The organism is Pantoea anthophila (genome assembly GCF_026104315.1).
Taxonomy (GTDB): domain Bacteria; phylum Pseudomonadota; class Gammaproteobacteria; order Enterobacterales; family Enterobacteriaceae; genus Pantoea; species Pantoea anthophila.
Genome location: NZ_CP110473.1, coordinates 2,050,558 through 2,075,123, shown reverse-complemented (window position 1 = coordinate 2,075,123; position 24,566 = coordinate 2,050,558). Strand labels below are relative to the sequence as shown.

The 24,566-nt window shown below is 60.2% G+C and carries 17 protein-coding genes; 8 read left to right on the top strand and 9 right to left on the bottom strand.

The features are described from left to right. Positions 1 to 34: 34 nt before the first annotated feature. Both oqxB and OJ965_RS12160 read right to left on the bottom strand, forming a co-directional pair. Positions 35 to 3,187 carry a multidrug efflux RND transporter permease subunit OqxB gene (oqxB, locus tag OJ965_RS12165; RefSeq protein ID WP_154928142.1) on the bottom strand — a complete coding sequence of 1,051 codons (3,153 nt, stop codon included), beginning with the start codon at positions 3,185 to 3,187 and terminating at the stop codon, positions 35 to 37. A 12-nt stretch (positions 3,188 to 3,199) separates the two neighbouring features. Then, positions 3,200 to 4,354, bottom strand: coding sequence for an efflux RND transporter periplasmic adaptor subunit (locus tag OJ965_RS12160; protein ID WP_265135960.1), 1,155 nt, complete (start codon positions 4,352 to 4,354; stop codon positions 3,200 to 3,202). 301 nt (positions 4,355 to 4,655) lie between these two features. Between OJ965_RS12160 and OJ965_RS12155 the strand changes: the two genes are divergently transcribed. The 3 genes from OJ965_RS12155 to OJ965_RS12145 all read left to right on the top strand — a co-directional run bounded on the left by OJ965_RS12155 (position 4,656) and on the right by OJ965_RS12145 (position 5,781). Beyond that, on the top strand, positions 4,656 to 4,997 hold the full coding sequence (locus tag OJ965_RS12155) for a helix-turn-helix domain-containing protein (protein ID WP_009090299.1): 342 nt from the start codon (positions 4,656 to 4,658) through the stop codon (positions 4,995 to 4,997). Positions 4,998 to 5,083: 86 nt separating this feature from the next. After that, positions 5,084 to 5,518, top strand: a complete 435-nt coding sequence (locus tag OJ965_RS12150; protein WP_009090297.1) for a ribonuclease domain-containing protein — start codon at positions 5,084 to 5,086, stop codon at positions 5,516 to 5,518. After that, a complete protein-coding gene (locus tag OJ965_RS12145) occupies positions 5,518 to 5,781 on the top strand; it encodes a barstar family protein (protein ID WP_009090295.1) in 264 nt (87 codons plus the stop codon). Before OJ965_RS12150 ends, OJ965_RS12145 begins: the two co-directional genes overlap by 1 nt. Positions 5,782 to 5,870: 89 nt before the next feature. Here the strand turns inward: OJ965_RS12145 and OJ965_RS12140 are convergent, their stop codons facing one another. The 4 genes from OJ965_RS12140 to OJ965_RS12125 all read right to left on the bottom strand — a co-directional run bounded on the left by OJ965_RS12140 (position 5,871) and on the right by OJ965_RS12125 (position 13,965). Further along, complete coding sequence (locus OJ965_RS12140) at positions 5,871 to 8,234, bottom strand: virulence factor SrfC family protein (protein WP_265135921.1); 2,364 nt, start codon at positions 8,232 to 8,234, stop codon at positions 5,871 to 5,873. Continuing rightward, positions 8,231 to 11,194: a virulence factor SrfB gene (locus tag OJ965_RS12135; protein ID WP_265135919.1), complete on the bottom strand. Its 2,964-nt coding sequence runs from the start codon at positions 11,192 to 11,194 to the stop codon at positions 8,231 to 8,233. Before OJ965_RS12135 ends, OJ965_RS12140 begins: the two co-directional genes overlap by 4 nt. Before the next feature lie 2 nt (positions 11,195 to 11,196). Then, positions 11,197 to 12,618: an SrfA family protein gene (locus OJ965_RS12130; RefSeq protein WP_265135917.1), complete on the bottom strand. Its 1,422-nt coding sequence runs from the start codon at positions 12,616 to 12,618 to the stop codon at positions 11,197 to 11,199. A gap of 171 nt (positions 12,619 to 12,789) precedes the next feature. Next, positions 12,790 to 13,965 carry a benzoate/H(+) symporter BenE family transporter gene (locus tag OJ965_RS12125; protein WP_140028511.1) on the bottom strand — a complete coding sequence of 392 codons (1,176 nt, stop codon included), beginning with the start codon at positions 13,963 to 13,965 and terminating at the stop codon, positions 12,790 to 12,792. Positions 13,966 to 14,101: 136 nt separating this feature from the next. Here OJ965_RS12125 and OJ965_RS12120 point away from each other — a divergent pair, with 136 nt between their 5' ends. The 3 genes from OJ965_RS12120 (at position 14,102) to OJ965_RS12110 (ending at position 15,733) form a co-directional block, all read left to right on the top strand. Next, complete coding sequence (locus OJ965_RS12120; RefSeq protein ID WP_111208451.1) at positions 14,102 to 14,659, top strand: helix-turn-helix domain-containing protein; 558 nt, start codon at positions 14,102 to 14,104, stop codon at positions 14,657 to 14,659. 66 nt (positions 14,660 to 14,725) lie between these two features. Then, positions 14,726 to 15,157, top strand: a complete 432-nt coding sequence (locus OJ965_RS12115) for a MarR family winged helix-turn-helix transcriptional regulator (protein ID WP_009090285.1) — start codon at positions 14,726 to 14,728, stop codon at positions 15,155 to 15,157. Between the two features lie 9 nt (positions 15,158 to 15,166). Further along, on the top strand, positions 15,167 to 15,733 hold the full coding sequence (locus tag OJ965_RS12110; protein WP_265135910.1) for an isochorismatase family protein: 567 nt from the start codon (positions 15,167 to 15,169) through the stop codon (positions 15,731 to 15,733). 64 nt (positions 15,734 to 15,797) lie between these two features. On the opposite strand, the gene OJ965_RS12105 is transcribed toward OJ965_RS12110, so the two are convergent. Both OJ965_RS12105 and pqqU read right to left on the bottom strand, forming a co-directional pair. Further along, positions 15,798 to 18,629, bottom strand: coding sequence for an autotransporter outer membrane beta-barrel domain-containing protein (locus OJ965_RS12105; protein WP_265135908.1), 2,832 nt, complete (start codon positions 18,627 to 18,629; stop codon positions 15,798 to 15,800). A 343-nt stretch (positions 18,630 to 18,972) separates the two neighbouring features. Beyond that, complete coding sequence (gene pqqU, locus OJ965_RS12100) at positions 18,973 to 21,093, bottom strand: TonB-dependent receptor PqqU (protein ID WP_265135906.1); 2,121 nt, start codon at positions 21,091 to 21,093, stop codon at positions 18,973 to 18,975. Between the two features lie 195 nt (positions 21,094 to 21,288). Here pqqU and OJ965_RS12095 point away from each other — a divergent pair, with 195 nt between their 5' ends. Continuing rightward, positions 21,289 to 22,149, top strand: a complete 861-nt coding sequence (locus OJ965_RS12095) for an NAD(P)-dependent oxidoreductase (protein ID WP_265135904.1) — start codon at positions 21,289 to 21,291, stop codon at positions 22,147 to 22,149. Further along, positions 22,146 to 22,925, top strand: a complete 780-nt coding sequence (locus OJ965_RS12090) for an AraC family transcriptional regulator (RefSeq protein WP_265135902.1) — start codon at positions 22,146 to 22,148, stop codon at positions 22,923 to 22,925. The genes OJ965_RS12095 and OJ965_RS12090 overlap by 4 nt, the downstream gene beginning before the upstream one ends. On the opposite strand, the gene leuA is transcribed toward OJ965_RS12090, so the two are convergent. Next, positions 22,846 to 24,561, bottom strand: coding sequence for a 2-isopropylmalate synthase (leuA, locus tag OJ965_RS12085; protein ID WP_265135900.1), 1,716 nt, complete (start codon positions 24,559 to 24,561; stop codon positions 22,846 to 22,848). The genes OJ965_RS12090 and leuA overlap by 80 nt on opposite strands. Between the last annotated feature and the right edge of the window lie 5 nt (positions 24,562 to 24,566).

Sequence of the window (24,566 nt, the reverse complement as noted above, 5' to 3'; positions counted from 1 at the left end):
CGATCATCCGATCGCCCCTTTTAACGTTGAGAGTTTACGCCGTCACGGTTTCGGCATCACCTGACCGGCGCGTCACCAGCTTACGCAGTGCGACGTAGAACACCGGCGTCAGGAACAGGCCGAACAGCGTCACGCCGAGCATCCCGGAGAAGACGGTAATACCGGTCACGCCGCGCACCTCTGCGCCCGCGCCTTCACCCAGAATCAGCGGCACCGTACCGGCGATAAAGGCGATGGAGGTCATCACAATCGGACGCAGACGCAGACGACAGGCTTCCAGCGCCGCCTCTACAATGCCTTTGCCCTGAATCTCCAGCTCGCGCGCAAACTCGACAATCAGTATCGCGTTCTTACAGGCCAGCCCCATCAGCACCACCAGTCCGACCTGAACAAACACGTTATTATCTCCACCGGTCAGCCAGACGCCAAACAGGGCAGAGAGCAGGGTCATCGGCACAATCAGAATCACCGCCAGCGGCAGCGTCCAGCTCTCATACAGCGCGGCCAGCACCAGGAAGGCCAGCAGTACCGCCATCGGGAAGACAATCAGTGCGGTATTGCCCTGCGTTGACTGCTGATAACTCAGGTCGGTCCACTCGATGTTCATGCCGTTAGGTAACAGCTGACCGGACATCGTTTCCAGCTGACGCATCGCCTGCGCTGAAGAGAGCACGCGCGGATCGGCATCGCCAATCAGATCGGCCGCCGGGTAGCCGTTGTAGCGGATCACCGGATCGGGGCCGTAGGTGGTGGTGATGTTGACCATGCTGCCAATCGGCACCATCTCTCCGCGGTCGTTGCGGGTGCGCAGGTTAGCGATATCCTCGACGCTGTCGCGGAATTCGCCGTCGGCCTGCGCCATCACCCGCCAGGTGCGGCCAAAGCGGTTAAAGTCATTCACGTAGGAGGAGCCGAGATAGGTCTGCAGCGTGCTGAACAGCGCCGTCAGTGACACCCCCTGCGCTTTGGCTTTATCCCGATCCACCTGCACATCCAGCTGTGGCACATTGGCCTGATAGGAGGAGATAGGGAAGTGCATCCCCGGCGTCTGCATGATGCTGCCCGACAGCGTATTAACCGCCGTCTGCAACGCACCGTAACCCAGACCCGCGCGGTCCTGCACATAGAGCGAATAGCCTGAGCCCTGACCCAGCCCCAGAATCGGCGGTGGCATAATCGAGAAGCCAAAGCCCTGCTGGATTTGGGCAATCTTAGCATTTATTTCCGCGTTAATCTCCGCCGCGGTGTGCTTACGCTCGCTGAACGGTTTCAGGCCGAAGAACACCGTGCCGCTGTTAGGCGTATTGGTGAACTGCAGGGCATTCAGGCCGGGGAACGCCACCGCATAGGCGACGCCTTCGGTCTGCATCCCGATTTCGCTCATCTTACGGATCACTTCATCGGTGCGCGCCAGCGAGGAGCCTTCCGGCATCTTCACGCCACCAATCAGGTAGAGCTTATCCTGAGTCGGAATAAAGCCGCCCGGCACGGTGTGGAACATAAATCCGGCACCGGCCAGCAGCAGCAGGTAAACTGCGAACACCGCGCCACGCCGACGCAGCGTCCGGCCAACCAGCGACTCATAGCCATGTGCGCTGCGCTGGAAGAAGCGGTTGAAGGGCCGGAACAGCCAGCCAAACAGCGCATCAATAATCCGCGTCAGCCGGTCTTTCGGCGCGTGGTGATCTTTCAGCAGCATCGCCGCCAGCGCCGGAGAGAGCGTCAGGGAGTTAATGGCGGAGATGACCGTGGAGATCGCGATAGTGGTGGCGAACTGCTTATAGAACTGCCCGGTCACGCCGGAAAGGAACGCCATCGGCACAAATACGGCACAGAGCACAAGCGCAATGGCGATAATCGGGCCGGAGACCTCACGCATCGCCTGATGGGCTGCCGCGCGCGGCGACAGGCCCATCTCGATGTTACGCTCAACGTTCTCCACCACCACAATGGCGTCATCCACCACGATCCCGATCGCCAGCACCAGCCCGAACAGGCTCAGGGTATTGAGCGAGAAGCCGAGCAGATAGAGCACGCTGAATGTTCCGACCACCGACACCGGCACCGCCAGCAGGGGAATGATGGAGGCGCGCCAGGTCTGCAGGAACAGAATGACGACCAGCACCACCAGGATCACCGCTTCCAGCAGGGTCTGCACCACCGCTTTGATCGAGTCACGAACAAACACCGTCGGATCGTAAGGAGCCGCCCATTTCACATCATTGGGGAAACGGGTTGCCAGCTCATCCATTTTGGCGCGCACCGCATTGGAGAGATCGATGGCGTTGGCACCCGGAGCCTGGAAGATACCGATACCGACCGCATCTTTGTTGTTCAGCTGTGAGCGCAGGGCGTAACTGCCGGACCCCATCTCAATACGCGCCACATCACGCAGGCGCACCAGCGAACCATCTTCTGAGGTTTTCAGGATAATGTCGCCAAACTGCTGTTCGCTCTCCAGCCGTCCCTGCGTGTTGATCGACAGCAGAAAATCGCTCTGCTTTTTCAGCGGCTCGGCGCCGAGCTGACCGGCAGAAACCTGCACGTTCTGCTCCTGCATCGCGGTCACTACGTCTGAGGCGGTTAAGCCACGCGCCGCCACCTTGTTCGGGTCCAGCCAGACGCGCATCGCATATTCGCCCGCGCCAAAGATCTGGATCTGACCGACGCCCGGCAGGCGGGCCAGCTCATCTTTCACCTTCAGGGTGGCGTAGTTACGCAGGTAGAGTGAATCGTAGGTATTGTTGGGTGAGAACATGTGGACGACCAGCGTCAGGGTCGGCGACATCTTCTGGGTGGTGACACCCAGACGCCGCACATCTTCCGGCAGACGCGCTTCAGCCTGCGCGACGCGGTTCTGCACCTGAACCTGCGCCTGATCGGGATCGGTGCCGGGACGGAAGGTGACGGTCGTCACCAGCACGCCGTCAGAACCGGCCACAGATTTCATGTACATCATGTTTTCGACGCCGTTGATCGCCTCTTCCAGCGGCGTCGCCACGGAATCTGCAATCACTTTCGGGTTAGCGCCAGGATACTCGGCGCGCACCTGCACGCTGGGTGGCACCACGTCGGGATATTCGCTGATCGGCAGCAGCGGGATAGCAATCACCCCGGTCACGAAGATCAGGATTGACAGCACCGCCGCAAAAATAGGCCGGTCGATAAAAAAGCGGGAAAAGTCCATAGCGGCCTCGAATTAGTGAGCGGCTGCCGCACGCATGGCGACCTGCTGAGCAGTGACCGGCATGCCGGGCATAAACACTTTCTGCAGTCCGGCGACGATCACCCGGTCGCCCGATTGCAGACCCGCTTTGACGATGCGCAGACCTTCCACCATCGCGCCGGGCTGAATATCGCGCCGCTGAGCTTTGCCTTCCCCATCCACCACGTAGACATATTTGCGATCCTGGTCGGTCAGCACCGCCTTATCATCGATCAGCATGGCCTCGAACTGCGCGCTGCCTGGCAGACGCACGCGGGCAAACAGACCGGGCGTAAACTGACGCGCCTGATTGTCGAGCAGGGCGCGCATACGAATGGTGCCGGTGCTGGCGGTCAGCTGGTTATCCAGGAAATCGACCTTGCCCTGATGCGGGAAACCCTGATCGCCGACCAGCGCAATCTCAACCGGCAGCGCATGACGCTGCTGGCCCTGACGCGCCATCGCCTGATAGTGCAGGAAGGTGTTTTCATCGACGTCGAAATAGACATACATCTGCTGCTGCGATACCAGCGTGGTCAACACACTGGCGCTGTCACCGGCGGTCACCAGATTGCCGGGGGTGATCATGGCGCGGCTGGCGCGACCGTCAATCGGCGCGGTGACGCGGGTAAAGTCCAGGTTCAGCTGCGCCATATCGACAGCGGCTTCGGCGGCCAGTACATCCGCCTGCGCCTGACTGGCGGCAGCGCGACGCTGTTCCCACACCTCACGCGAAATCGCCTGGGTGCCAATCAGCTTCTCGCTGCGACCCGATTCGCTGCGCGCCAGACTCGCCTGGCTGCGCGCCCGGGCCAGCTCCGCCCGGGCCTGTTCCAGCGCCGCACGGTAACTCCGGTCGTCGATGGTGAAGAGCACCTGACCTTTTTTAACCTCATCCCCTTCGCGATAGTTCACTGACTCGATGTAGCCAGAGACGCGCGGACGCAGCTGCACGCTCTGCACCGCTTCAACGCGACCATTAAAGTTGTCCCACTGGCTCACCGGCTTGATGAGCACCGGTGCGGCGCTTACTTCAGGCGGTGGCGGCGGGGCGCTCTGCGCCACACCCTTATCACAGCCGCTAAGCAGGCTGATAAATATGACCATCCCTGACAGGGTCAACCCCTGACGAACCCGGTTCGTAATCATTGTTGTTATTCCGCGATAAATAGAAAAGACGACCTGCAGGCCAATATTTGCAACTTTTAAGATTGCAATTAATCGCAGGGAGTGTAGGCTTGCGTCGCGGGCAACTGCAAGAATAACAGATACACTTTATGTGCGGTTTAGTACGGGGCGATGAAAGCCTGAGCAATCCGGGAAAAACCCTGAAAAAAGTGCGGCATTTAATGTACCAATAAAACTTGCATTAAATGGCATAGTCAGCCACCCTTAAGTGTAACTGCAACTGATACTAATACTTTTCGCTACAGCGACAGGAGAGACTGGAATGATGAGTGACGCCTTTATTCACGATTTAATCGACTGGATTGATAACAACATCGAAGCACGTCTGGACCTGGATACCGTTTCAGAGCGCGCGGGCTACTCCAAGTGGCACCTGCAGCGCATGTTCAAAGAGCACACCGGCTATCCATTGGGTGAGTACATCCGGGTGAAGAAGCTGAAAAAGTCTGCCGATCGCCTGACCAGCACCGATGAACCGATTCTGAACGTCGCGATTTCACTGGGCTTTGACTCTCAGCAGTCTTTCAACCGCAGCTTTAAACGCCAGTATGGTGTGGCACCGGGTGCATGGCGTCGTCACAGCGGTGATTCGCACGCTGCATAACTTCGCCAGGGCCAGCCTGTCTGGCCCGCGCTTTCCTCCGGGCGCAAAACTGGTATCATCTGCATCCTGTCGTCACGGATGCCATCATGTCAAAAAAACTCTGGATTGGACTTTTCTTTGTCCTCGCGGCCTGCTTTTACGGCCTTAAACCTTATCTCAACACCGTTTCTGCGCCGGCTCAGGCCGATATCGCCACCCTGACCGATGCCCACACCGTGGCGCGCTGGGTGCTGCAGCATCAGCAGTTACCTGACTACTACCTGACCAAAAACGAAGCGCGGCAACGCGGCTGGAATCCGGCTAAAGGTAACCTGTGTGAGGTTCTGCCTGGCAGGGCCATCGGCGGTGACCGTTTTGCTAACCGCGAAAAGCGGCTGCCCCCGCGTGCGGGTCGCCAGTGGTATGAAGCGGATGTGAATTACCGCTGCGGACATCGCGACGCCGATCGTCTGGTCTACTCCTCTGACGGGCTGGTATTTCTCTCCACCGATCACTACCGCAGCTTCAGACAGGTGCCCTGATGCTTGAACTGAACTTTGATCTGCGCGAACTCACCACGCGCGCGGCTTTTTATCGCGAGTTTGCCGGGCAGAGCGGCTGTCCGCCGACCTTTGGTCATAACCTGGATGCGTTGTGGGACTGGCTGACGGGCGGCATGGCGCTGCCTGCCACACTGCGGTTGCAGCATTACGCGGCGCATCAGGCTGATTTAGCGCCGGTACTGGCGCTGCTGGAAGAGGCGGCGCAGTCGCTGGAAGGCGAACTGCACCTGATCGTGGAGTAAGCCGGCAACGTTTTTTATTGCCGTTTCAGTCTCAGGTCGGCCGGGAAGCGGGGGCAGCCGCACAGAGGCGAACTGCACCCGATTATCGATTACGTGCGCAGCGGCTTCAGCAGCGCAATCAGTGCCTCACGGGCCGCCAGAGGCAGATCGCCACCGCCGGTATAGCCGTTGTTCTCAACGATCACCTGATTCAGTCCCACCAGCCAGTCGTAGATGTAATAGGCGGTGTGATTAGCCGGTGCCGCAGAGAGTCGGGTCAGGCGCTGACCGGCACCGAAGCTGACGCTGGGAGCGGGCGGGCGCGAGAAAATCACCTGACCACGGTTGACGCGGCTGGCGGGACGTTCTGATTCCGGGCGCTGTAAAAAGCCGAGCCAGGCCACAAAATCGCCCAGCACCGTCATCGCCCGCGTCACCTGCCGGTCGGCGCGGGATTCGTGCGTCACGCTTTGCGTGTCAGGTTCGTGCAGCGCCTGCTGCAGTTTTTGCGCAATATCGGTGCGGAACCCGGCGGTGATCAGCTCTTCTACCAGCCACTCCATCGTCGCCTTATCCACGTTAAGCAACGCCAGCAGGCTGCGGTTTTCCGGCAGCTGACGCAGGTGATCCAGCCACAGCAGCAGCACCTGGCGCGGAAACTGCTGGCTGCTGTGCAGGCTCTGACGCGGCTGAACCGGTACGTCAGCGGGTGTGTCACTGAACAGGTCAAATTCAAACCCGATGCCGAACTGATTCTCCGGTGCCTGATGGGCCGGTTTGCTGCCCGGCAGGGTCGCCTGATTGAGCCACAGCTGACGCAGTGCTTCACGCGGCGGCTGCAGACGCTCCAGCAGCTCGCCATGCAGGCCGGTGCGATGCTGTAAACATTTCAGCAGCGTGTCGGCGATGTTCTGCTTGCGTGCCGCCTGTTCCGGGCTGGCACCCGCCTCGGTCCACGGCAGTAAACGCCGCTCTACGACGGTGTGCTGAATCTGCGCGAGCTGTGCCAGCAGCATGTCGCGGCGGGCGTCAGGCTGCATCTCATCCTGCAGCCAGCTCGCCATGCGATCGACGCCCGCGCGATCCAGGGCCAGCATGGAACCCCAGTGCTGACCGGGCTGTCCCATCTGCCGCTGCACCGCCTCATCCACATTAATCTGCTGATGACGGGCGTCGAAAGGGGTGATGGCCCAGATGAGGCGCGGTTTCTCTGCGGCTTCCTGAGCAGGCTGCTGGCGCTGCCATTCGCGTAGCGTTTCGCTGACCCGATCTGCATCCTGACGCTGGCTGGCCGCCGTGCAGACCAGCAGCAGATCGATCGCCTGTCGCGCGGCATAAAAGCCCGGCAGCAGGGCGCGTTTCTGTTCCAGCAGCTGTGCGCGCAGCGGATCCTGCTGCTGCAGGCGCTGACGATCTTCCTGGGTCGCCACATCACTGGCGTGACCGGGCGCGGGCAGCTCCAGCATATCAGCATCATCATAGAGCGCGGTGCGCGGAGTGGAGCTCAGCGGCACCAGCACTTCCAGCGTCAGCAGGGCCAGCAGGCCCAGCGGGACGCGCTGGGCCTTGCCAATTCGGTTACCGTTCAGCGGGCAGACTTCCACCGGCTGCTGCTGATCCTGTTCGCTGGCTGGCACAATCAGCTGGCCAGCAGGCAGCAGAGCATTATCGACCAGCAGGCTTAAGGGGGCGAGCACCCGGCTGCTGTTACGCAGCTGATGGCGCAGATGCAGCAGCGTGCGCAGCATCTCGCTCAGCGCCGGTTCAGCGGGCCAGAGCAGGGAGAACAGCTGCACCCGGTCGTCGACGCTCAGCCAGGGCGCCAGTTCAACCGCCTGTGGCCAGAAGTGGCGATCCAGGCGCGCATCGTAGTGCGGACGGCGACGGCACCAGGACCAGAGCGTGACCAGCGCATCACTGTCCAGACCGGCCAGCGGCGAGGCGAGGCGATGGCGCTGCAGACGCTGCAGCCCGCTGTCGATCTGCGCCACGTCGGGTGTGCCCGCAGCGGAACAGGCGAGTATCAGACGGATAACTTCCGCGTCATTCAGCAGGGTCAGTTCAACCGGCCACTCAGTCGAGAGCGGCTCGCGCTGATGGCTGAAGCGGGTGGCGGTAGCAAAATCCAGGTTGCCGGGATTGACATGCTGGAACCAGTAGAGCTGTTTGTCGCCCATGCGGGTCACCAGCTGGCCCTGTGCATCGGCCACCATCTCGTTAAGCAGCCAGGCTTTGCCGGCCTGCGACTGACCAAACAGTGCCAGCGTCACCGGACGGGCGACCTGCTGAGCCAGCGCCTGGGTCTGCACGCGTGCCTGACGCAGTTGCAGCGTCAGCGTTTCCGCCTCCAGCGCCAGACGCGGCGACTGCTCACGGCTGTTCTCAATCCATTCCAGACTGTTGTTCAGGGCGTCCTGTAACAGGCCCAGACGTTTTGCCAGCGTCTGAGGCTGGCGGGGTTTCAGGGCTTTCATCGTTTACACACGCTCCCGCTGTCAATCCAGTATTGCGCATTGGCGTTGCCGGTCGCCGACAGGGTATTCAGCTTCAGACTCAACTGCTCCAGCGGCACTCGGGTGCCATCATCCAGCTGCGCATCGCTCAGCACCAGGTTTTCCGGGCCGGACGCACCGGGGCCGGCTTTGACCGCCAGGCGGATGCGCAGCACGCTTTCGCCCGCCACTTTACGCGCCAGCGTCGGGTCGTTCAGCGTCAGGCTGTAAAGCGGTGAGGCGGGCCAGCGGTCGTTATCGAGCTGGCGGAAGCCCAGACAGACGTTACCCCGGATACGGAAACTGCGTTTCCGGTCCAGCGCAAAGCCGGGATCGTCGAGGTCAATGTCGCTGTAGCAGAGATTCTCATCCGTCAGGGCCTGGTTTTCATCCAGCATACCCAGATAGCGGATGGTCGAGTAAGGTTCAAAATCGCCCGCGCGGAACCAGAAGCTGCTGAGGCGCAGATCCAGCGCCAGCAGGCAGAGCATCGCGCCGACGGCGGCGGTCGATTTCGGGTTGTCGATGCGGCCATGCTTGTTAAACGGATACCAGTCGCTGGTGTGATAGCCTTCCAGTGACAGAATGCGGCTGCCCGGCAGCGGCTGCAGATGGCGCACCAGCGCCTGAATGCCAGGGAAGCGTGACGGACGCCCGGTCAGCAGCAGCACATCGCACTGGTAGAGCGAGACCACCTCACACATGGAGCGCAGCGCCGGGATGATGGCCATCCGGTGCTGCATAAACTCGCCGTGCAGCTGCGCGAGGCTCACGACCAGCGGCACATGCAGCAGATCAAAGCGGCTGTTGCCGCCCAGCTCACGCTGGATCTCGCCGTTGACAAAGGCAAGTACCGCCTCGCCAGGCGTCTGCTCAACCAGTTCGCCGAACAGGGCGTTGATTTCCGCGTGGCTCTCCAGCGGATCCCAGTTCTCGTAGCGTTCCAGCACCGCCTGCGCCAGTGGAATAAACAGCTGCAGCGTAACCTGCTGACGCAGCGTGGCCTGACCGTCCATGCGGCTGTCGTGACCAAACAGCTTATTCATCAGCGGTTCCGCCAGCGTCAGGCCCGCTTTCTGCAGGTGCTGCTGCAGCGCCGGTAAGATCCACAGCTGAATCACATCCAGCAGGATGTCGTCGCCCGCCACCTTAAAGCCTTCGCGAAACAGCAGGCGCGGCGTGATTTTAACGTTGTTGCCCTGACCATCATCCAGACGATACTGGGTAATCGCCAGGTCGGTGGTGCCGCCGCCGATGTCAATCGAGGCGATGCGCAGGCTTTTACCTGGCAGTTCGCCCTCATCGCGTGGCCGATCCGGACGCGCCATGCTGCTGAAAAAGTCTTCAGCGCGACCGGCAAAGTTGACCTGCGTCTCATTGAACAGCCAGACCATCTGACCACAGGTGGCTTCATCCCACTCCATCTGCACATCCGGCAAAGGTTTCGGGTTCTGACGAGGGACGGCCGGTGCCAGGTCATCCTCATCCGCGAGCCAGCCTTCGGCTTTCCAGACCAGCGCCAGCGCCTCCTGCATCCGGCGACGGAAGATTTCACGCTCCGGCTTGGGCATCGCGGACGGCAGCGTCAGGATCACATGGCGCAGCTGACGCGGCGCGTGACTCTGGGGCATACGCTGACGCTGAGCCGCGCTGTTCATCTGCATCAGCGCCTGAGCCAGCAGCTCACAGAGCATAAAGGTCATCAGCGAACTGCGGCTGTAGTGCGGTGAAAAGACCGGCAGACGATCGTCCGGCGCCAGCGTCGACAGCGGCTGGCCTTCATCGTTCAGCAGCGTGGTAAAGGGGGCGCCATAAGCCAGCGGTTCCGCCTGCTCGCCTGGCGTATTAAAGCGCCAGCCCGGCTGATAGCGTGCCTCATCCCACAGATAACGGCGCGGGCTGGAGAGGCCGGTGCTGCCTTCCAGTCCCGCACGCTGCAGGGCCAGACGGCTCGCCTCACGACCGACACGCGTCAGCGACGGCCACATAAACGCCTGTTCGCGCCCGCTCTCCAGCGAAAAGTTCGCTTTACCAAAGCGGGTTTCGGCAAATTCCAGACGGCTGTCAAACAGCTCGTTGTAAACCTGATGCGGCTGAGAGAGGTCGCGCAGCTGCAATTCATAGGTCTGCTTCAGGCCGTTGCTCTCTTCCGGGTGATCTTCCACCAGGATGCCGCAGGTGTGGGAGTTGCCCACATCAAGGATGATATCGACGTTAACCGCCGGGGTCTGCAGTGTGGCGGCCTGAATGTGGATCTCGCTGAGGTCGAGCTGCTGGCCCAGCAGCTCCAGCAGATTCAGGTAGTGCGCCTGATACTCAAATTCACGCAGCGCCTGTTTGATCGCCTGCTCGCGGCGGTCGCTGACGAGGTCGGTAAAGGATTCGCGCAGCCAGCCATCGACCCAGGTCAGATCGAGAAAGTCGCCCAGCTCGTAGTTGTGCCAGGCGAGGGCAAAGGTGACCCCATTCTGCGCATCCGCCGGGGTAAGGCCCAGCTGCTCGCCGCCATCCTCTTCCGCCACGCAGCGGGTATCAAAGGCAAGGGTAACGCGATGGGTATTGCCCGCCGCGTCCGGTGCGGGCAGGGCAACCAGACGCATCCGCGCCCAGTTTTCAGGGCCACCGATAAAACGACGTCCGCTGGCGCAGCGCAGCATGGGCAGCGGCAGCCAGCAGGCTGACAGCAGCGTCAGGGAGTCCGCCAGCGCGATATCGGATTCCGGGCGCACCACTTCGGCAGCGCCGCCATCTTCCGGATAGAGCAGGAATTTTCCGCTGTTGCCATCGACGTTCAGGCGCAGCAGCGGGCCGTTGGCCGTCTGGCGCACAAACTGACGGCGCGCCGGGGTATCTGAGAGTTGCAGGCCAAAATCCAGGAACTGCACGCCGCTGTTTTCAATCAGCGAAATTTTTTGTTTGTCATCGATCAGGGGAGCCAGCATCGTTATTTACTCTCACGCTTAATCGTCATCGGGAAGACCCGGTCTTCAGCAAACTGCGCTTCGCACTGCGCGGCGCCAATGCTGGCGTGGCAGACAAGCAGCGGCATACGGTAGCGCGAATTGTTCTGGCACTTCGCGGTGTAGCGGCTCTCAATCACCAGATTACCGGCGCTGGTCATGGCGGCGCTGACATCGGCTTTACAGCTGGTATTACCCTGGGTGACCTGCACGCTGCCTTTACCATTCTTAAACTGGAAGCGCATTACAGGTGGCTTACCGGTTGGCGTCGGCATCTGGTTGATGGTGACCCGCCAGCGGCCATCGATCACCTGCACCTGCCCGTCACGCACCGCATCCGGCGTCACAATCAGATCGTCTGGCTTCGCCGGTACCGTCGGGGTCGCTTCACTGGCAAGGGTAGCAGACGCGGCGGCAGGCGGCGTCTCTGTGGTGCTGGCCGCTGTCTGCGGCTGTGTGTCCGGGCGCGCTTCAGCCGTGGCCGTCACCGCTGGCGGGGTGAGGGTGGCCGGCGTCGTCACCGCGGGCGCGCTGGCGGTCTCGGTCGGTGCAGCAGCCACCGGAGGCTGGCTCGCCGTGACTGCCGGCGTGGCGGGAGCAGGCACCGTCGCCGGGGTCGCCGCTGGCTTCGCCGTTGCCACCGGGGTGGACTCAGAGGGTTGACGATGCAGCAGCACGGCCACCATGACGGCGGCGGCAATCGCGACCGGTGGGAGCAGATACCAGACGCGGAAACGGCGACGCGCCGGGAGAGGCGCAACGGGCTGAGTGTCGACAGGCGCAGCAGGCTGGGGTTCCGGTTCAGGCAGGATCTCAGGTTCCGGAACCGGTGGCGGCGCGAGGGTCTCCGGCTCTGCCACGACAGGCGCGGCAGGCAACACAGCCGGTGGCGGTTCAACCAGCGCCACCGGCAGATTCTCTTCCAGGGTGTCACGCAGGCAGGCCAGCGCGTCATCGCGGCTGCGCGCCTGCGCGTCGACAAAGCCCCAGAACGTGATCACCGGTTTGCCATCGACCAGATAAACATACTGCTGGTCGGGAAATTGCAGGGTCTTGCTCAGCAGCGCGCCAAACAGGCGCATCGACGGATTCTCTGCCGCGCGCGCGCGCGTACTGAGATCCTGCATATCCTGCTGGCAGGCGGTAAGGTGCTGCAGCGCCGCGCGACGCTCATGATCGCTGGCACCCAGCCAGGATTTCACCCGGCCGCTGAAAGGGGCATACCAGTCGAGGCGGTCGCCCCGGTCGTTGGCCTGGGGAATGGCCAGGCAATCTGCCAGTGCGCTTTGACGGCGCAGGCGCAGGGTTTCACGAATTTGCAGTGCTGAGGCGTAGACCGGCTGGCCATTTTCACCTAATGCCAGAACTGCATCTAAATTACCGCTGCGCAGAAAAGTTTTTGCCACCTGTTGGGCCCTTATCGGTCGTTGTCTGAGGCAGAAAATCGCGTGTTATCGACGATTACGTTGATTTTACGCGGGGCAATGACAAATCAAACGGCAGAAAAGGGGCTAAATCCAGCGTTTTTTTCACTGGCTGGCGGAAAAACAACCGCCAGTTCAGTGAGATCAGCAGATTCAGGCGCGTCTGCGCACCAGCAGCAGATGGGCGACAATGCCGCCCACCAGGCCCCAGAAGGCCGGACCAATACCCAAAAGCGAGACGCCGGAAGCGGTGATCAGAAAAGTGATCAGCGCGCTGTCGCGTTCAGCAGGCTGTTCGAGCGCGCGCTGCAGGCTGCCGCCCAGCGTGGCAAGCAGAGCCAGTCCCGCCAGCGCTTCAATCAGCACTCCTGGCAGGGCGCTGAACAGCACGGCGATCAACGCCCCGGACGCACCCGCCAGCAGATAGAAAATCCCGGCCAGCACCGCCGCGCGCCAGCGTTGCTGCGGATCGGGGTCGACCTCATCACTCATGCAGATCGCCGCGGTAATGGCCGCCACACAGACGGAAAAACCGCCAAACGGTGATAACAGCAGCGCCGTCAGGCCAGTCCAGCTCATCAGGGCAGACACCGGTGCACGATAACCGTGCGCCTGTAAGGTCGCGATACCGGGGGCGTTCTGCGACGCCATCGTAACCAGGAAATAGGGCACACCGATCCCCAGCAGGGTGGTCAGGGTAAAGTGCGGCATCACCGGTTCGGGCAGCATTACGCTTAAGGGCTGCGGCGGAAAGTGAATGGCGTGTTGCGCCAGCGCGACGGCGATACCGATCAGCAGGGTGACCAGAATGGCATAGCGGGCCAGCCAGCGGCGGGCCAGCAGCCAGGCGAGACACATGCTGCCGCAGAGCACAAAGTTGGTCTGCAAATCGGCAAAGGTCTGCAGCCCGAAGCGCAGCAGAATCCCGGCCAGCATCGCCGCCGCCAGCGAGGCGGGAATGTGATTCATCAGTCGGGCAAACAGTCCGGTGACCCCGCACAGGACGATGAGAAGATTGGAGAACACAAAGACGCCCACTGCCTCGTTCAGCGAAATGCCATGAAAACTGGTGGCCAGCAGCGCCGCGCCGGGTGTTGACCAGGCGGCCAGCACCGGCATGCGGTAGCGCAGCGACAATCCCAGCGAGGCGATCCCCATCGCGATGCCGAGTACGGAGAGCCAGCCGCCGATCTGCGCCGGTGTGGCGCCCGCCGCCTGAAACATCTGGTAAATAATGGCGCCGCTGCTGCTGTAGCCCACCAGCACGGCGACAAAGCCGGAAACCACCATCGGCAGGGTAAAACGGGGATGTCCCACTCTTTTCATCATCGCTCTCTCTCACCCTCAGCGAAGGTGAATCTGTGTTGTGCGTTATAGCGCACATGATTGCATGATACGCTATAACGCACAAGTGCTACACTGGCAGCATAACGTCAGCTCATTGACGAAAAATGCAGGAGAAAAAATGGCAGATTTTCAGCAACACCTGAGCGCCGCGCTCAGACAGTTGCGCCAGGCCAACGGCTGGAGCCTGACGCTCACGGCGGAGCGAACCGGCGTCAGTAAAGCGATGCTGGGGCAGATTGAGCGCGGCGAATCGAGTCCGACCGTGGCCACGCTGTGGAAGATCGCCACCGGTTTCAGCGTTCCCTTTTCCTTTTTTATCGATGGACGGGTGCTTCCCTCTGGCGCGGTCGCCGGGTTCAGCCAGGCCAACGCCGAGATGACGGTTCATCCGCTGCTGCCTTACGATCCGCAGCTGCGTTTTGATCTGCTGGCGGTTGAGCTGGCAGCGGGCGCGCAGAGCCAGTCGTCACCCCATGAAGCGGGCTGTGTCGAGCAGGTGGTGGTGATTGAAGGCGAGCTGCTGCTGGGCGTCGGTGATATCTGGCGACGACTGGTGGCGGGAGAGGCGTTCCAGTTCAGGGCGGATGTGACACACAGCTACCGTAATCCGCTGGCGACGCCACTGCGTTTTCACAGTCTGATCCACTATCTGCAGCGGCCGGACGTTACAAATTGATACCTGAGCAAACTACACAGTTTACCTTCGTATCTCTATACTTTCGCCTGGCTATGGAGACCGGCAATGAGCGATCTGACTGAATCGGCAGCCCTGCTGCGCATGCTGGTGGGTAAGCTGAGTCGCCGCCTGCGCGAATCGGCCCCACCCGGTGAGTTAACCTGGTCACAGGTGGCGGTACTGGGCCATCTGGTGCGGGACGGGGCGATGACGGTGACGCAGCTGGCCGCGGCGGAAGGCGTGCGCAGCCAGTCGATGGGCAGCACCGTTGCGGGGTTACTGGCGGCGGATCTGGTGACAGGGGAACCCGACCCGCACGATGGCCGCAAGACCCGTTACCTGCCGACCGCGGCCAGCCTGGCGGTGATTGCTTCCAGCCGCGCGATGCGTGACGACTGGCTGGTACGGACGCTGGAGGCCCGGCTGACGCCGGCTGAACAGCAGCAACTGACCGATGTTCTCCCTTTACTGCAGCGACTCGCTGACCATTCACTTTAAGGATTTAATATGGCTGTAACCACACTTGATGCAAAAACGGCGCTGATTGTTATCGACCTGCAGCATGGCATTGTGGCGCTGCCACTGGTTCATGAGCCGCAGCCGGTGATCGAACGCTGTGCCGCGCTGGCGGCGGCATTCCGCCAGCATAATCTGCCGGTTGTGCTGGTTAACGTGGCCGGTGGTGCGCCAGGCCGCACTGAGCAGGCCCGTCACAGCGGTGAACTGCCTGCCGACTGGGCGACGCTGGTTCCGGCAATGACGCCGCAGCAGAATGACATCACCATCACCAAAAAGAGCTGGGGCGCGTTTCAGGCCACGGCGCTGCACGAGGAATTGCAGCAGCGCGGCATCACCCAGGTGGTGATCTGCGGGATCGCGACCAGTATCGGCGTGGAGTCCACGGCACGACAGGCCTATGAGTCAGGTTACAACGTCACACTGGCGACCGATGCGATGACCGATCTCAACATTGATACGCACAACAACAGCATCAATCTGATCTTCCCGCGCCTGGGTGAAACCGGCAGCAGTGAGGAGATTGTTGCGCTGCTGCCGCAGGCCAGATCTGACTGAGTATCAGGCAAAAAAGTCCTGCCACGGAGGGCAGGACAGGGATGGCTGAACGTGCCACCTTCAGTTAAAAGCTAAAACGGTAACCGGCATTGAGCTGGCGTTGATCAAAGCGCTGACCGGTCGTTAAATCGGCTTCCAGATAAAGATGATGTGCGGTGTCTATATCGGCACTGACTCCCAGTCCGTTGCGCAAGGCATTTCCGCTGAAATCCGCTTTCTCCGTTGAACCGTTCAGAGCATATTGCATGCTGGCTGAAAACTCGCGTTCCACGCCGGTTTTGAAATAGACATTGTAATTCGTGGCTCCACTTTTCTGACTGTATCCTGCCAGCGCGCCTGCCCGACCGTTAACGGAATGATAGTCTTTAAACGCGATAACCAGACCGTTGCTGGCCCGGGTCTGCGACCCTTTCTGCCGGCCTGCGGTAATCTGAGCCTGAGGTTCGAGATAAAAGCCCTGGTCATCAGAAGAGAAGTGAAAACGCCTGCCTGCTTCAACGGAAAATGTGAATCCATTTGATTTGGCCTGACCGGAGACCGGATTCTGCTGGCTATCTTTCACCATGAACTGATTGCGGATGCGGTTGATCTTAACGACCTGATCAACGTAAAAACCGTTGTCAGCGACCCAGGTCAGATAGCCCCCCACATGTTCTGATTTGGCCGTACCATCGCCCCCGCGGTAGTGAGGTGAGGCGTGGGTGGTCCCCATAAACAGGCCGCCTGACACGTTTATATCGTCGGCCAGATGCTTATCTGCGCCAAACTGATAGCCGCTGTAGCCCATTTCAAAGTCACTCAGCCTGCCGCCTGAGAAGGTGTTCAGTTTACCGCCGAAGCCCCGCAGCCAGACATTCCCTTTCGCATGGTCCTGGCGGATGTCGCCCAGTCGCTGAAACAGGGTTTGCGTTTCGACATAGTTCATCAGGTAACTGACATGCAGGAAATTACCGCCTGCATCTGCCGTGGTGGTAATCGGGGGCGCTGGCGTCGGTGCCGGTTCAGGTTCAGGTTCAGGTTCTGGTTCTGGCGCAGGCTGCGGAGCAGGGGCTGGCTCTGGTGCCGGATCCGGAGCAGGATCCGGAGCGGGTTCTGGTTCCGGTGCTGATGCGGCGCCGGAAGAGTAGAGTTCCCAGTTCGTGCCGGTTTTACGCACTGAGTAGAGATAGCCGCCCAGTTCAATATCTGATGCTGTGGTAAAATTTGCTATCCCGTCAGGAGTTTCTGCCACGGTTAATAACTCATGGCCTGTTGTCGCCAGACTGCCCTGATTAACAAATGACAATGTGAAGTCACCCTGGCTGCTGTTTGTGACAACCAGCTTATCGCCATGGTTATTAATGCCATCACCTTCACCTGCCAGATCAACACGCATATTAAAATTACCACTACCTGACAGATCGGCAACGGTTAAGGTGGAATAATCGGATGCAGAGATTGACCGGGTAAAATCAATCCGCCCCTTATTCATGTTTAACCGATCCACATTTGAATTTGCGCTGACATACCAGTCACTTTTATCTAAGGTCGTATTCAGATACCCCTTATTTACACCGTCGCTGATGGCTGCGCCTTGCCAGACCGAGCCGGGCTGCAGCGCTAAATCAACGAAGCCGTCGCGGGAATAAACGGATCCTGTCATATTCAGTTTGCCGTCGATATTAACCACGCCCTGTGCATAACCTTCGTTATATTGCGTGGCGATGGCGAACTGATCTGCCGAAGCCATAGCGATATCGACATTACCGGTCAGATTGATCTCGCCGCCTGTCATTGCATAAAGCGCCGCTCTGGGAGTCACTGAACTACTGATGGAAACATTATTCGCCGAGATATGACCCCCGTTGAGCGCCCACAGCGCCATGTCGGCGCTGGTAATATCGGTCTCATCAAGCGTGACAGAGGAGCCAGACGTCTGGGCAGAAGCGGCATAAGAACCGCCTGAATGAAGGCTGTTTCGCTGTTCTGCTGTTCCTTTGAAGTTAATGATTGCTGACGTGCCGCTGGCGACGATGCTGCCAGCCTGTTCAGACGTTACCTGACTGCCGGGGCCAATGTCAGCAACGCCATTCTGACGCACTTCCAGACCGATTGAGCCGCTTCCTGTCGTATTAATGGTCAGATTATCAGCGGCGAGTTCACCAAAGTTCCAGATACCAAAGGCGTTCGCGCCAGTTGTCGTGATGGTGCTTCCGGATCCGAGATTCGCGAGCGAATCGGCCTGCAGATTGAGGCCATAAGCAGAATCGCCTGTCGTGTTGAGCGTCAGTTGATTTGCGGTCAGTGATGTGCGGCGGGATGACTCTCTCCCATTCAGGGCATGGACCCTGATAGCGTGGCTTCCTCTGCCCTGAGTCGATAGGGTGCTGCCACTCCCCAGGTCCACGCGGGTGCCCGCATTGCTGACGCTGAGGCCAAAACCACTGTCTCCTGTCAGATTCACCGTAAGGGCTTCCGCTTTCAGCGATGACGCTCCCCGAATCAAAATACCGGAAGCGGTAGCGGTTCCGGTCACATTGACAGTGGTTCCCGTCCCCAGATCGGCAGTAATATCCTGACCCGTAATATTAATGCCCAGGGCACTATTTCCACTGATATTGAGAGTAAGTCCTTCCGCAGACAGCTGGCTCTCATTCCCCCAGATGACTACGCCGCGTGCATAATTATCGGCATCAGTAACGTTTATAAAAGCGCGACGACCCAGATTAACAATTCCGGTCTGATTGTAGGGATTGACGACGCCATATAGCCCGCCTGAATAGGTGGCGTCTCCGGTCAGAATGTCGCCATCATTCAGGGTTATATTGGCCCCTGTCTGGCTTCCGATATTCTCACCCGCCACGTTACCGCTCATCATAAATCCTGTCAGTAACGCCAGCGGCGTTAAACGACTCATTATCTTATTCATCAGCAAAACATTCCCTGTGTGGCACGAAAAATCAACGCGCACACAGAAAGATTAATTATTCAATGTGCGGCTAAGCAGATACGTTTGAGCTGAGAATAATTTATCAGGGAAGGCGGGTTCTATTTTTGATTTATCCCAAATGCGCCCCGGTTTCTATTATCAAAAGAGGGTTCTGGTTGCAATAAGGTTACGGGGGTGGGTAAATAAGGGGCTTTTTTTATGAGTGCGGGCTTGTGTGGGTTATTAATTAACTAAGAAGGTAACGGGTATTATTAATTGGCAATGCAGGGTTGGGCGGTAATAAGTGGCTTTATAAAAGCCACTTATTAAATTAGTTAAATGCGTAACTCACCGTGAATTCAGCGCTGTAATTACGACCGGGCGCAGACTCGAAATAACGGCCATTACTCTCGTTCACAATCACCGACCCCACGTAATGCCGGTCAAACAGGTTATCGACCCGCCCAAACAGATCCAGCGTCCACGCGTCCAGTTTCCATTTATAGCCACTGTTCAGTGCGGCCACCGTGTAAGAGGGGGTGTTAACGCTGTTCTGATCTTCAGCGGCAATCTGGCTCAGGTAGCGCACTTCGCTTCCCGCATAGAAACCCTCTTCCGGCAGGTAGCCCAGGCCTGCGTAGGCCATGTTGCGGGCAATGCCCGGAATGCGGTTGCCGTCACAGCTGTCACTGCCGCAGGCATTGCTGCGATAGCGCGCATCCAGCAGGGTGTAAGCCATCTTCAGCCGCCAGTCCCAGGCAAACTGCTGGTCCAGGCTCAGCTCAAGACCGCGACGGCGCGTCTGACCGGCGTTTTTATAGGTGGTACGACCGCCGCTGCTGGCATCCGCCACAATCTCATCGCGGGTGTCTGTCTGGAACAGCGCCGCGCTCAGCAGGCCATTGCCGATACGTTTTTTGGTGCCTGCCTCCAGCGTGTCGCTGGTGGCGGGTTTCAGTCCCAGGTTCAGGCCGGTCGCATTATCCGAACGATAGGAAAGCTCATTGATGGTCGGGGTTTCAAAGCCGCGCCCGGCAGAGATCCACATGTTCCAGCCGGGATCAACGGCATACTTCAGCGCCGCCGTGGGCAGCCACTTGTGATAGCGCGCATTCCCGCTGTCGTCGCCGTTGCCGGGACGAATGTAGAAGTCATTCGAGTCAAAGTTGACGGTGCTGAAGCGCACGCCCGCATCGAGCGAAAGCTTATCCGTCAGTTGCCAGGCGGTCTGCAGGTAGGGGTCGAGCGTCCACATCAGGTTGCGCTCGTTGCGTCGCAGGTTGCCCTGTTCGCCCAGATGCGTAACGCCGTCACTGACAGTGAAGTTCTCGTAGCCTTTACGGCGCTCGCTCATGGTTTCATAGTCGAGGCCACCGGTCAGCGCCACCGGAATGGACAGCAGGGTATCGCGATGAGTCCAGCGGGTGTCTGCACCCTGATAATGGCGGGTCAGGGCGATCACGCCACCGGGATGGGAAGGTTTAAGCTGCACGGCGGCGGGAATCGACTGGAACTGGGTCGTTTCGCGCATGCCCGCATAGAGCATGACGCTGAGGTCGTCATTTTCACTCATCTGGCGCTGATAGCGCAGACCGCCCTGGGTCTGATCGACCGTTTTGCGGGTGTTATAGAGCGAGACATTGTTCACCACCTGACGCGGATTGTCGCGCCACTGTGCCGCGGTCAGGCCGCCCGGGTCCTGTGCGTCGATGTGAACGCTGTTAAACAGCAGCGTCAGGGTACTGACATCATCAATGCGCATGCCGAGTCTGGCGTTTCCGAGATTTTTCTGGGCGGAGCTGTGGTCGCGATAGCCGTGGGTGGTGAAGCGGGAGGCAGAAACGGTGTAGTTCACATCGCCGGCATGCGTGCCGTCACCGGTCGCGCCGCTGGCTTTGACACTGTTGCGCCAGCTGCCGTAACTGCCGTACCAGCTGCCGGCTTCCAGCGTCGTCGGCTGCTGCCCCTGCTGTGTCGTGACGTTGATGACCCCACCTGACGCATTGCCATAGAGTGCTGAGAAGGGGCCGCGCAGCACTTCAACATGGTCAACCGAGCCGATATCGATATTTGAGGTCTGTGACTGCCCATCCGGCATGGTCGCCGGAATGCCATCCACATAGATGCGCAGGCCGCGCACGCCATAGGTGGAACGGGAGCCAAAGCCGCGCATCGAAATCTGCAGGTCCTGGGCATAATTCTGCCGGTTCTGGATCTGCAGACCGGGCACGCTGCTGAGATTTTCCGACAGGTTCACGCGCGGGGCAGCCTGGCGCATATCGTCGCCGCTGACCACGCTCAGGGCCGCCGGGGTATCGAGTTCGTTGAGGCCCTGTTCTGACGGCGCGGCGGTGACGACCAGGGTCGCGTCGTTATCCGCCCCCAGCAGCGGCAGCGGCAGCATGGCGGGCAGCATGACCAGCGTCATCTGACGCAGAGAAATTATTTTCATTATAAGTCGCCTGGAAAAGAGAAGAGGTATTGAACCAGATGGAACAATTGTCGCGTATGGTAAGGGTTTGCCCGGTTGGGGTACACCGCTTCGGGCTGGATTTTTTCTCTGTTTACCGCCAGGCTGAAACGCAACTTTACTGGTCACGGGCATCCACCGTTGTGGGGTGCCGTCAGATAACTCAAGGGAGTCAGCATGAAACAACCTGAAGTAGCGGTTCTGGGATTAGGCGCAATGGGGCACGCATTTGCCGCTAATCTGCTGAAGAAAGGCTTTACCGTGCATGGCTGGAATCGCACCCGCGCACGCGGCGAAGATTTGCTGGATGCGGGGTTGCAGCTGGCTGACACGCCGGACGAGGCGGTGCGGCAGGCGGATGTCGTGATCGCCATGCTGGCGGACGGTGATACCACTGAGCAGGTGCTGCATCAGGTTAAGGAAGCCCTTAAACAGGGTGCAACGCTGTGCCAGATGGGCACCATCGGGGTGGAAAAAACGGACGCGCTGATCGCCTTTTTCGCAGAGGCCCGTCCCGATCTGCTGTTTATTGATGCGCCGGTTTCCGGCACCAAGGCACCGGCCGAAAACGCGCAGATTCTGGTGCTCGCCAGTGGCGATCAGAGCCGGGCGCAGTCGGCAGAAGCGGTGTTTGCCGCCATCGGTAAAGGTACGCAGTGGCTGGGCGAAGCGGGTAAAAGCAGCCGTATGAAGCTGGTGATCAACAGCTGGCTGATTGGCATGATGCAGAGCCTGGCAGAGAGTACCCAGCTGGCAGCGCAGTTCGGCTTCTCCACCGACGATCTCTGGCAGGTGCTGGAGGGCGGTCCGCTGGCGGCCCCTTATGCAAAAATGAAGCTGGAGATGATGGCCCGCGATGACTACACCCCGCAGATGCATCTGGTCTGGGCGCTGAAGGATGCCCGACTGGCGCTGGATGCCGCAGAAACGCCGCTGCCGGCGCTGGAAAATATTTCCCGGCTCTGGCAGCAGGCGGTTGATGAAGGACACGGTGAAGAGGATCTGGCGGTGATCTACCGCTATCTGAAGGCGCAATGAGCCAGCAGCCGGTTGACTTCAGCCATCGTCCGCTGGTGCCGCTGGCGCACGACTACCGGCACGGTGCCAGTGAGCCCTGGCACCACCATACCTGCGCACAGCTGATCCACACGCTGAGCGGCGTGGTGCGGGTGGAAACGGAGTATGGCAGCTGGATCGTGCCACCCAGCCGCGGCGTCTGGCTGCCCGCGTTTACCCGTCATGCGTTGCAGATTACCGGCAGCGTCGCGGCGCGCACGCTGTTTATCGATCCGCTGGCACGCGCCGATCTGCCCGCCAGCTGTCAGGTGGTGCAGATTTCACCGTTGCTGCGTGAGCTGATTGTTACCGCACTCGCGCTGCCGGTGCATTACGAGGCAGGCAGTCGGGCTGAGCGGGTAATGGAGTTGATTCTGGATGAAATTCGCGGCATGGATGTGCTGCCGTTTGCGCTGCCGACGCCACACAGCGCCCGGCTTCAGGCGCTGTGTGAGCGGATCCAGCAGACCCCCGGCGAAAACTGGACGCTACTGCGCGCCAGTGCCCACCTGAACGTCTCGGGCCGGACGCTGGCCCGCCATTTTATGCGCGAAACCGGATTGCAGTTCAGCGACTGGGTGCGACGCGCCCGGCTGGCGATCGCCCTGACGCGACTGGCGCAGGGCGACGCGGTGCTGCGGGTGGCGCTGGAGCTGGGCTATGAAAGCCCCAGCGCCTTCAGTGCGATGTTTCGTCGTCTGCTGGGCGTGTCACCGACGGACTACTTTCCGCCGCCAGAAAGCAGCCCGCCGCGCTGAGCAGTGCCTGCAGGGCCGCACGGGTCGTGTCGTTGTCGATGCTCACACCCCAGGCCCGCACCCCACGCGCATCCACACAGCTGATATAGGCCACGGAACGGCTGTCACTGCGCCGCCCCAGCGTATGTTCATGATAATCCTCAATGGTCAGATGGAGGTCGAACGCGCCAGCGAGGGCATTGACCGCTGCCGACAGCCAGCCATTGCCCCGGCCGGTGAGCGTCACTGGACGCGCCTGACAGCGGACGCTGGCGCGCATCTGCGTCTGTCCGGCGCTGTCACTCTGACTGTCAGCCTGCTCCAGGGTGATTGCCGGCTGCGTCACACCGTAGCGGCGGCAAAAGAGCTGCCACAGCGCGTAGTGCGTCATCTCGCCGCCGTGCCGGTCTGTCTCCTGCTGCACACAGCGGCTGAAATCCTGCTGCAGGGCACGCGGCAGCTGTAAACCGTGATTCTGTTCCAGCAGCCAGGCGGCTCCGCTTTTGCCTGACTGGCTGTTGACACGGATCACCGCCTCATAGCTGCAGCCGATGTCGGCCGGGTCAAGGGGCAGGTAGGGCATCTGCCACAGCGTCTCCTGCTGTTCGGCGCGAATGGCGAACCCTTTTTTGATCGCGTCCTGATGCGAACCGGAGAAGGCGGTGAAGACCAGTTCCCCCGCGTAGGGATGGCGGGGATGCACCGGCAACTGGTTGCAGCGGGTCACCACCTCAATCACCTCCTGCATTTTGCTGAAGTCGAGCTGTGGCGAAACGCCCTGCGTGTAGAGATTCAGCGCCAGCGTCACCAGATCGACATTGCCGGTGCGCTCGCCGTTGCCAAACAGGCAACCTTCAACCCGGTCAGCGCCTGCCAGCAGAGCCAGCTCCGCGCAGGCGACGCCGGTGCCGCGATCGTTATGCGGATGGACGCTGATACAGACGGCATCGCGGCGGCTGAAGTGGCGGCAGAAATACTCGATCTGATCGGCATAGACATTCGGCGTATTCACCTCCACCGTGGCGGGCAGGTTGATGATCATCGGCCGCGTGACATCAGGCTGCCAGACATCCGCCACCGCCTCGCAAATCTCCAGAACGAACGCCGGTTCGGTGAAACAGAACGTTTCGGGTGAATATTGAAAGGTCCAGTGGGTTGCCGGCTGCGCCTCGCATCCGGCGCGGATCTGCCGCGCGCCTGCGGTGGCGAGGGCGATAATCTCCGCTTTGCTCTGTTTAAAAACCCGCTCGCGAAACAGCGGCGCAGTGGCGTTATAGAAATGCACAATGGCGCGCGGCACTCCCTGCAGCGATTCGAAGGTGCGGGCGATCAGATCGGCACGCGCCTGTGTCAGCACCTGCAGCGTTACATCCTGCGGAATGCGCTGCTGTTCAATCAGATCGCGAACGAAATCAAAATCTGTCTGCGATGCTGAGGGAAAGGCGACCTCGATCTCCCGGAAACCGCAGCGCAGCAGCAGATCCCAGAAGGCCATTTTGCGCTCGCGATCCATCGGCTCCGCCAGCGCCTGATTGCCATCGCGCAGATCGGTAGAGAGCCAGCGCGGTGCCTGAGTGAGCTGGCGTGAAGGCCACTGACGATCGGGCAGCGACATCAGCGGGGCGGGACGGTATTTATCAGCGGGTTGCGTCAGCATAGGGT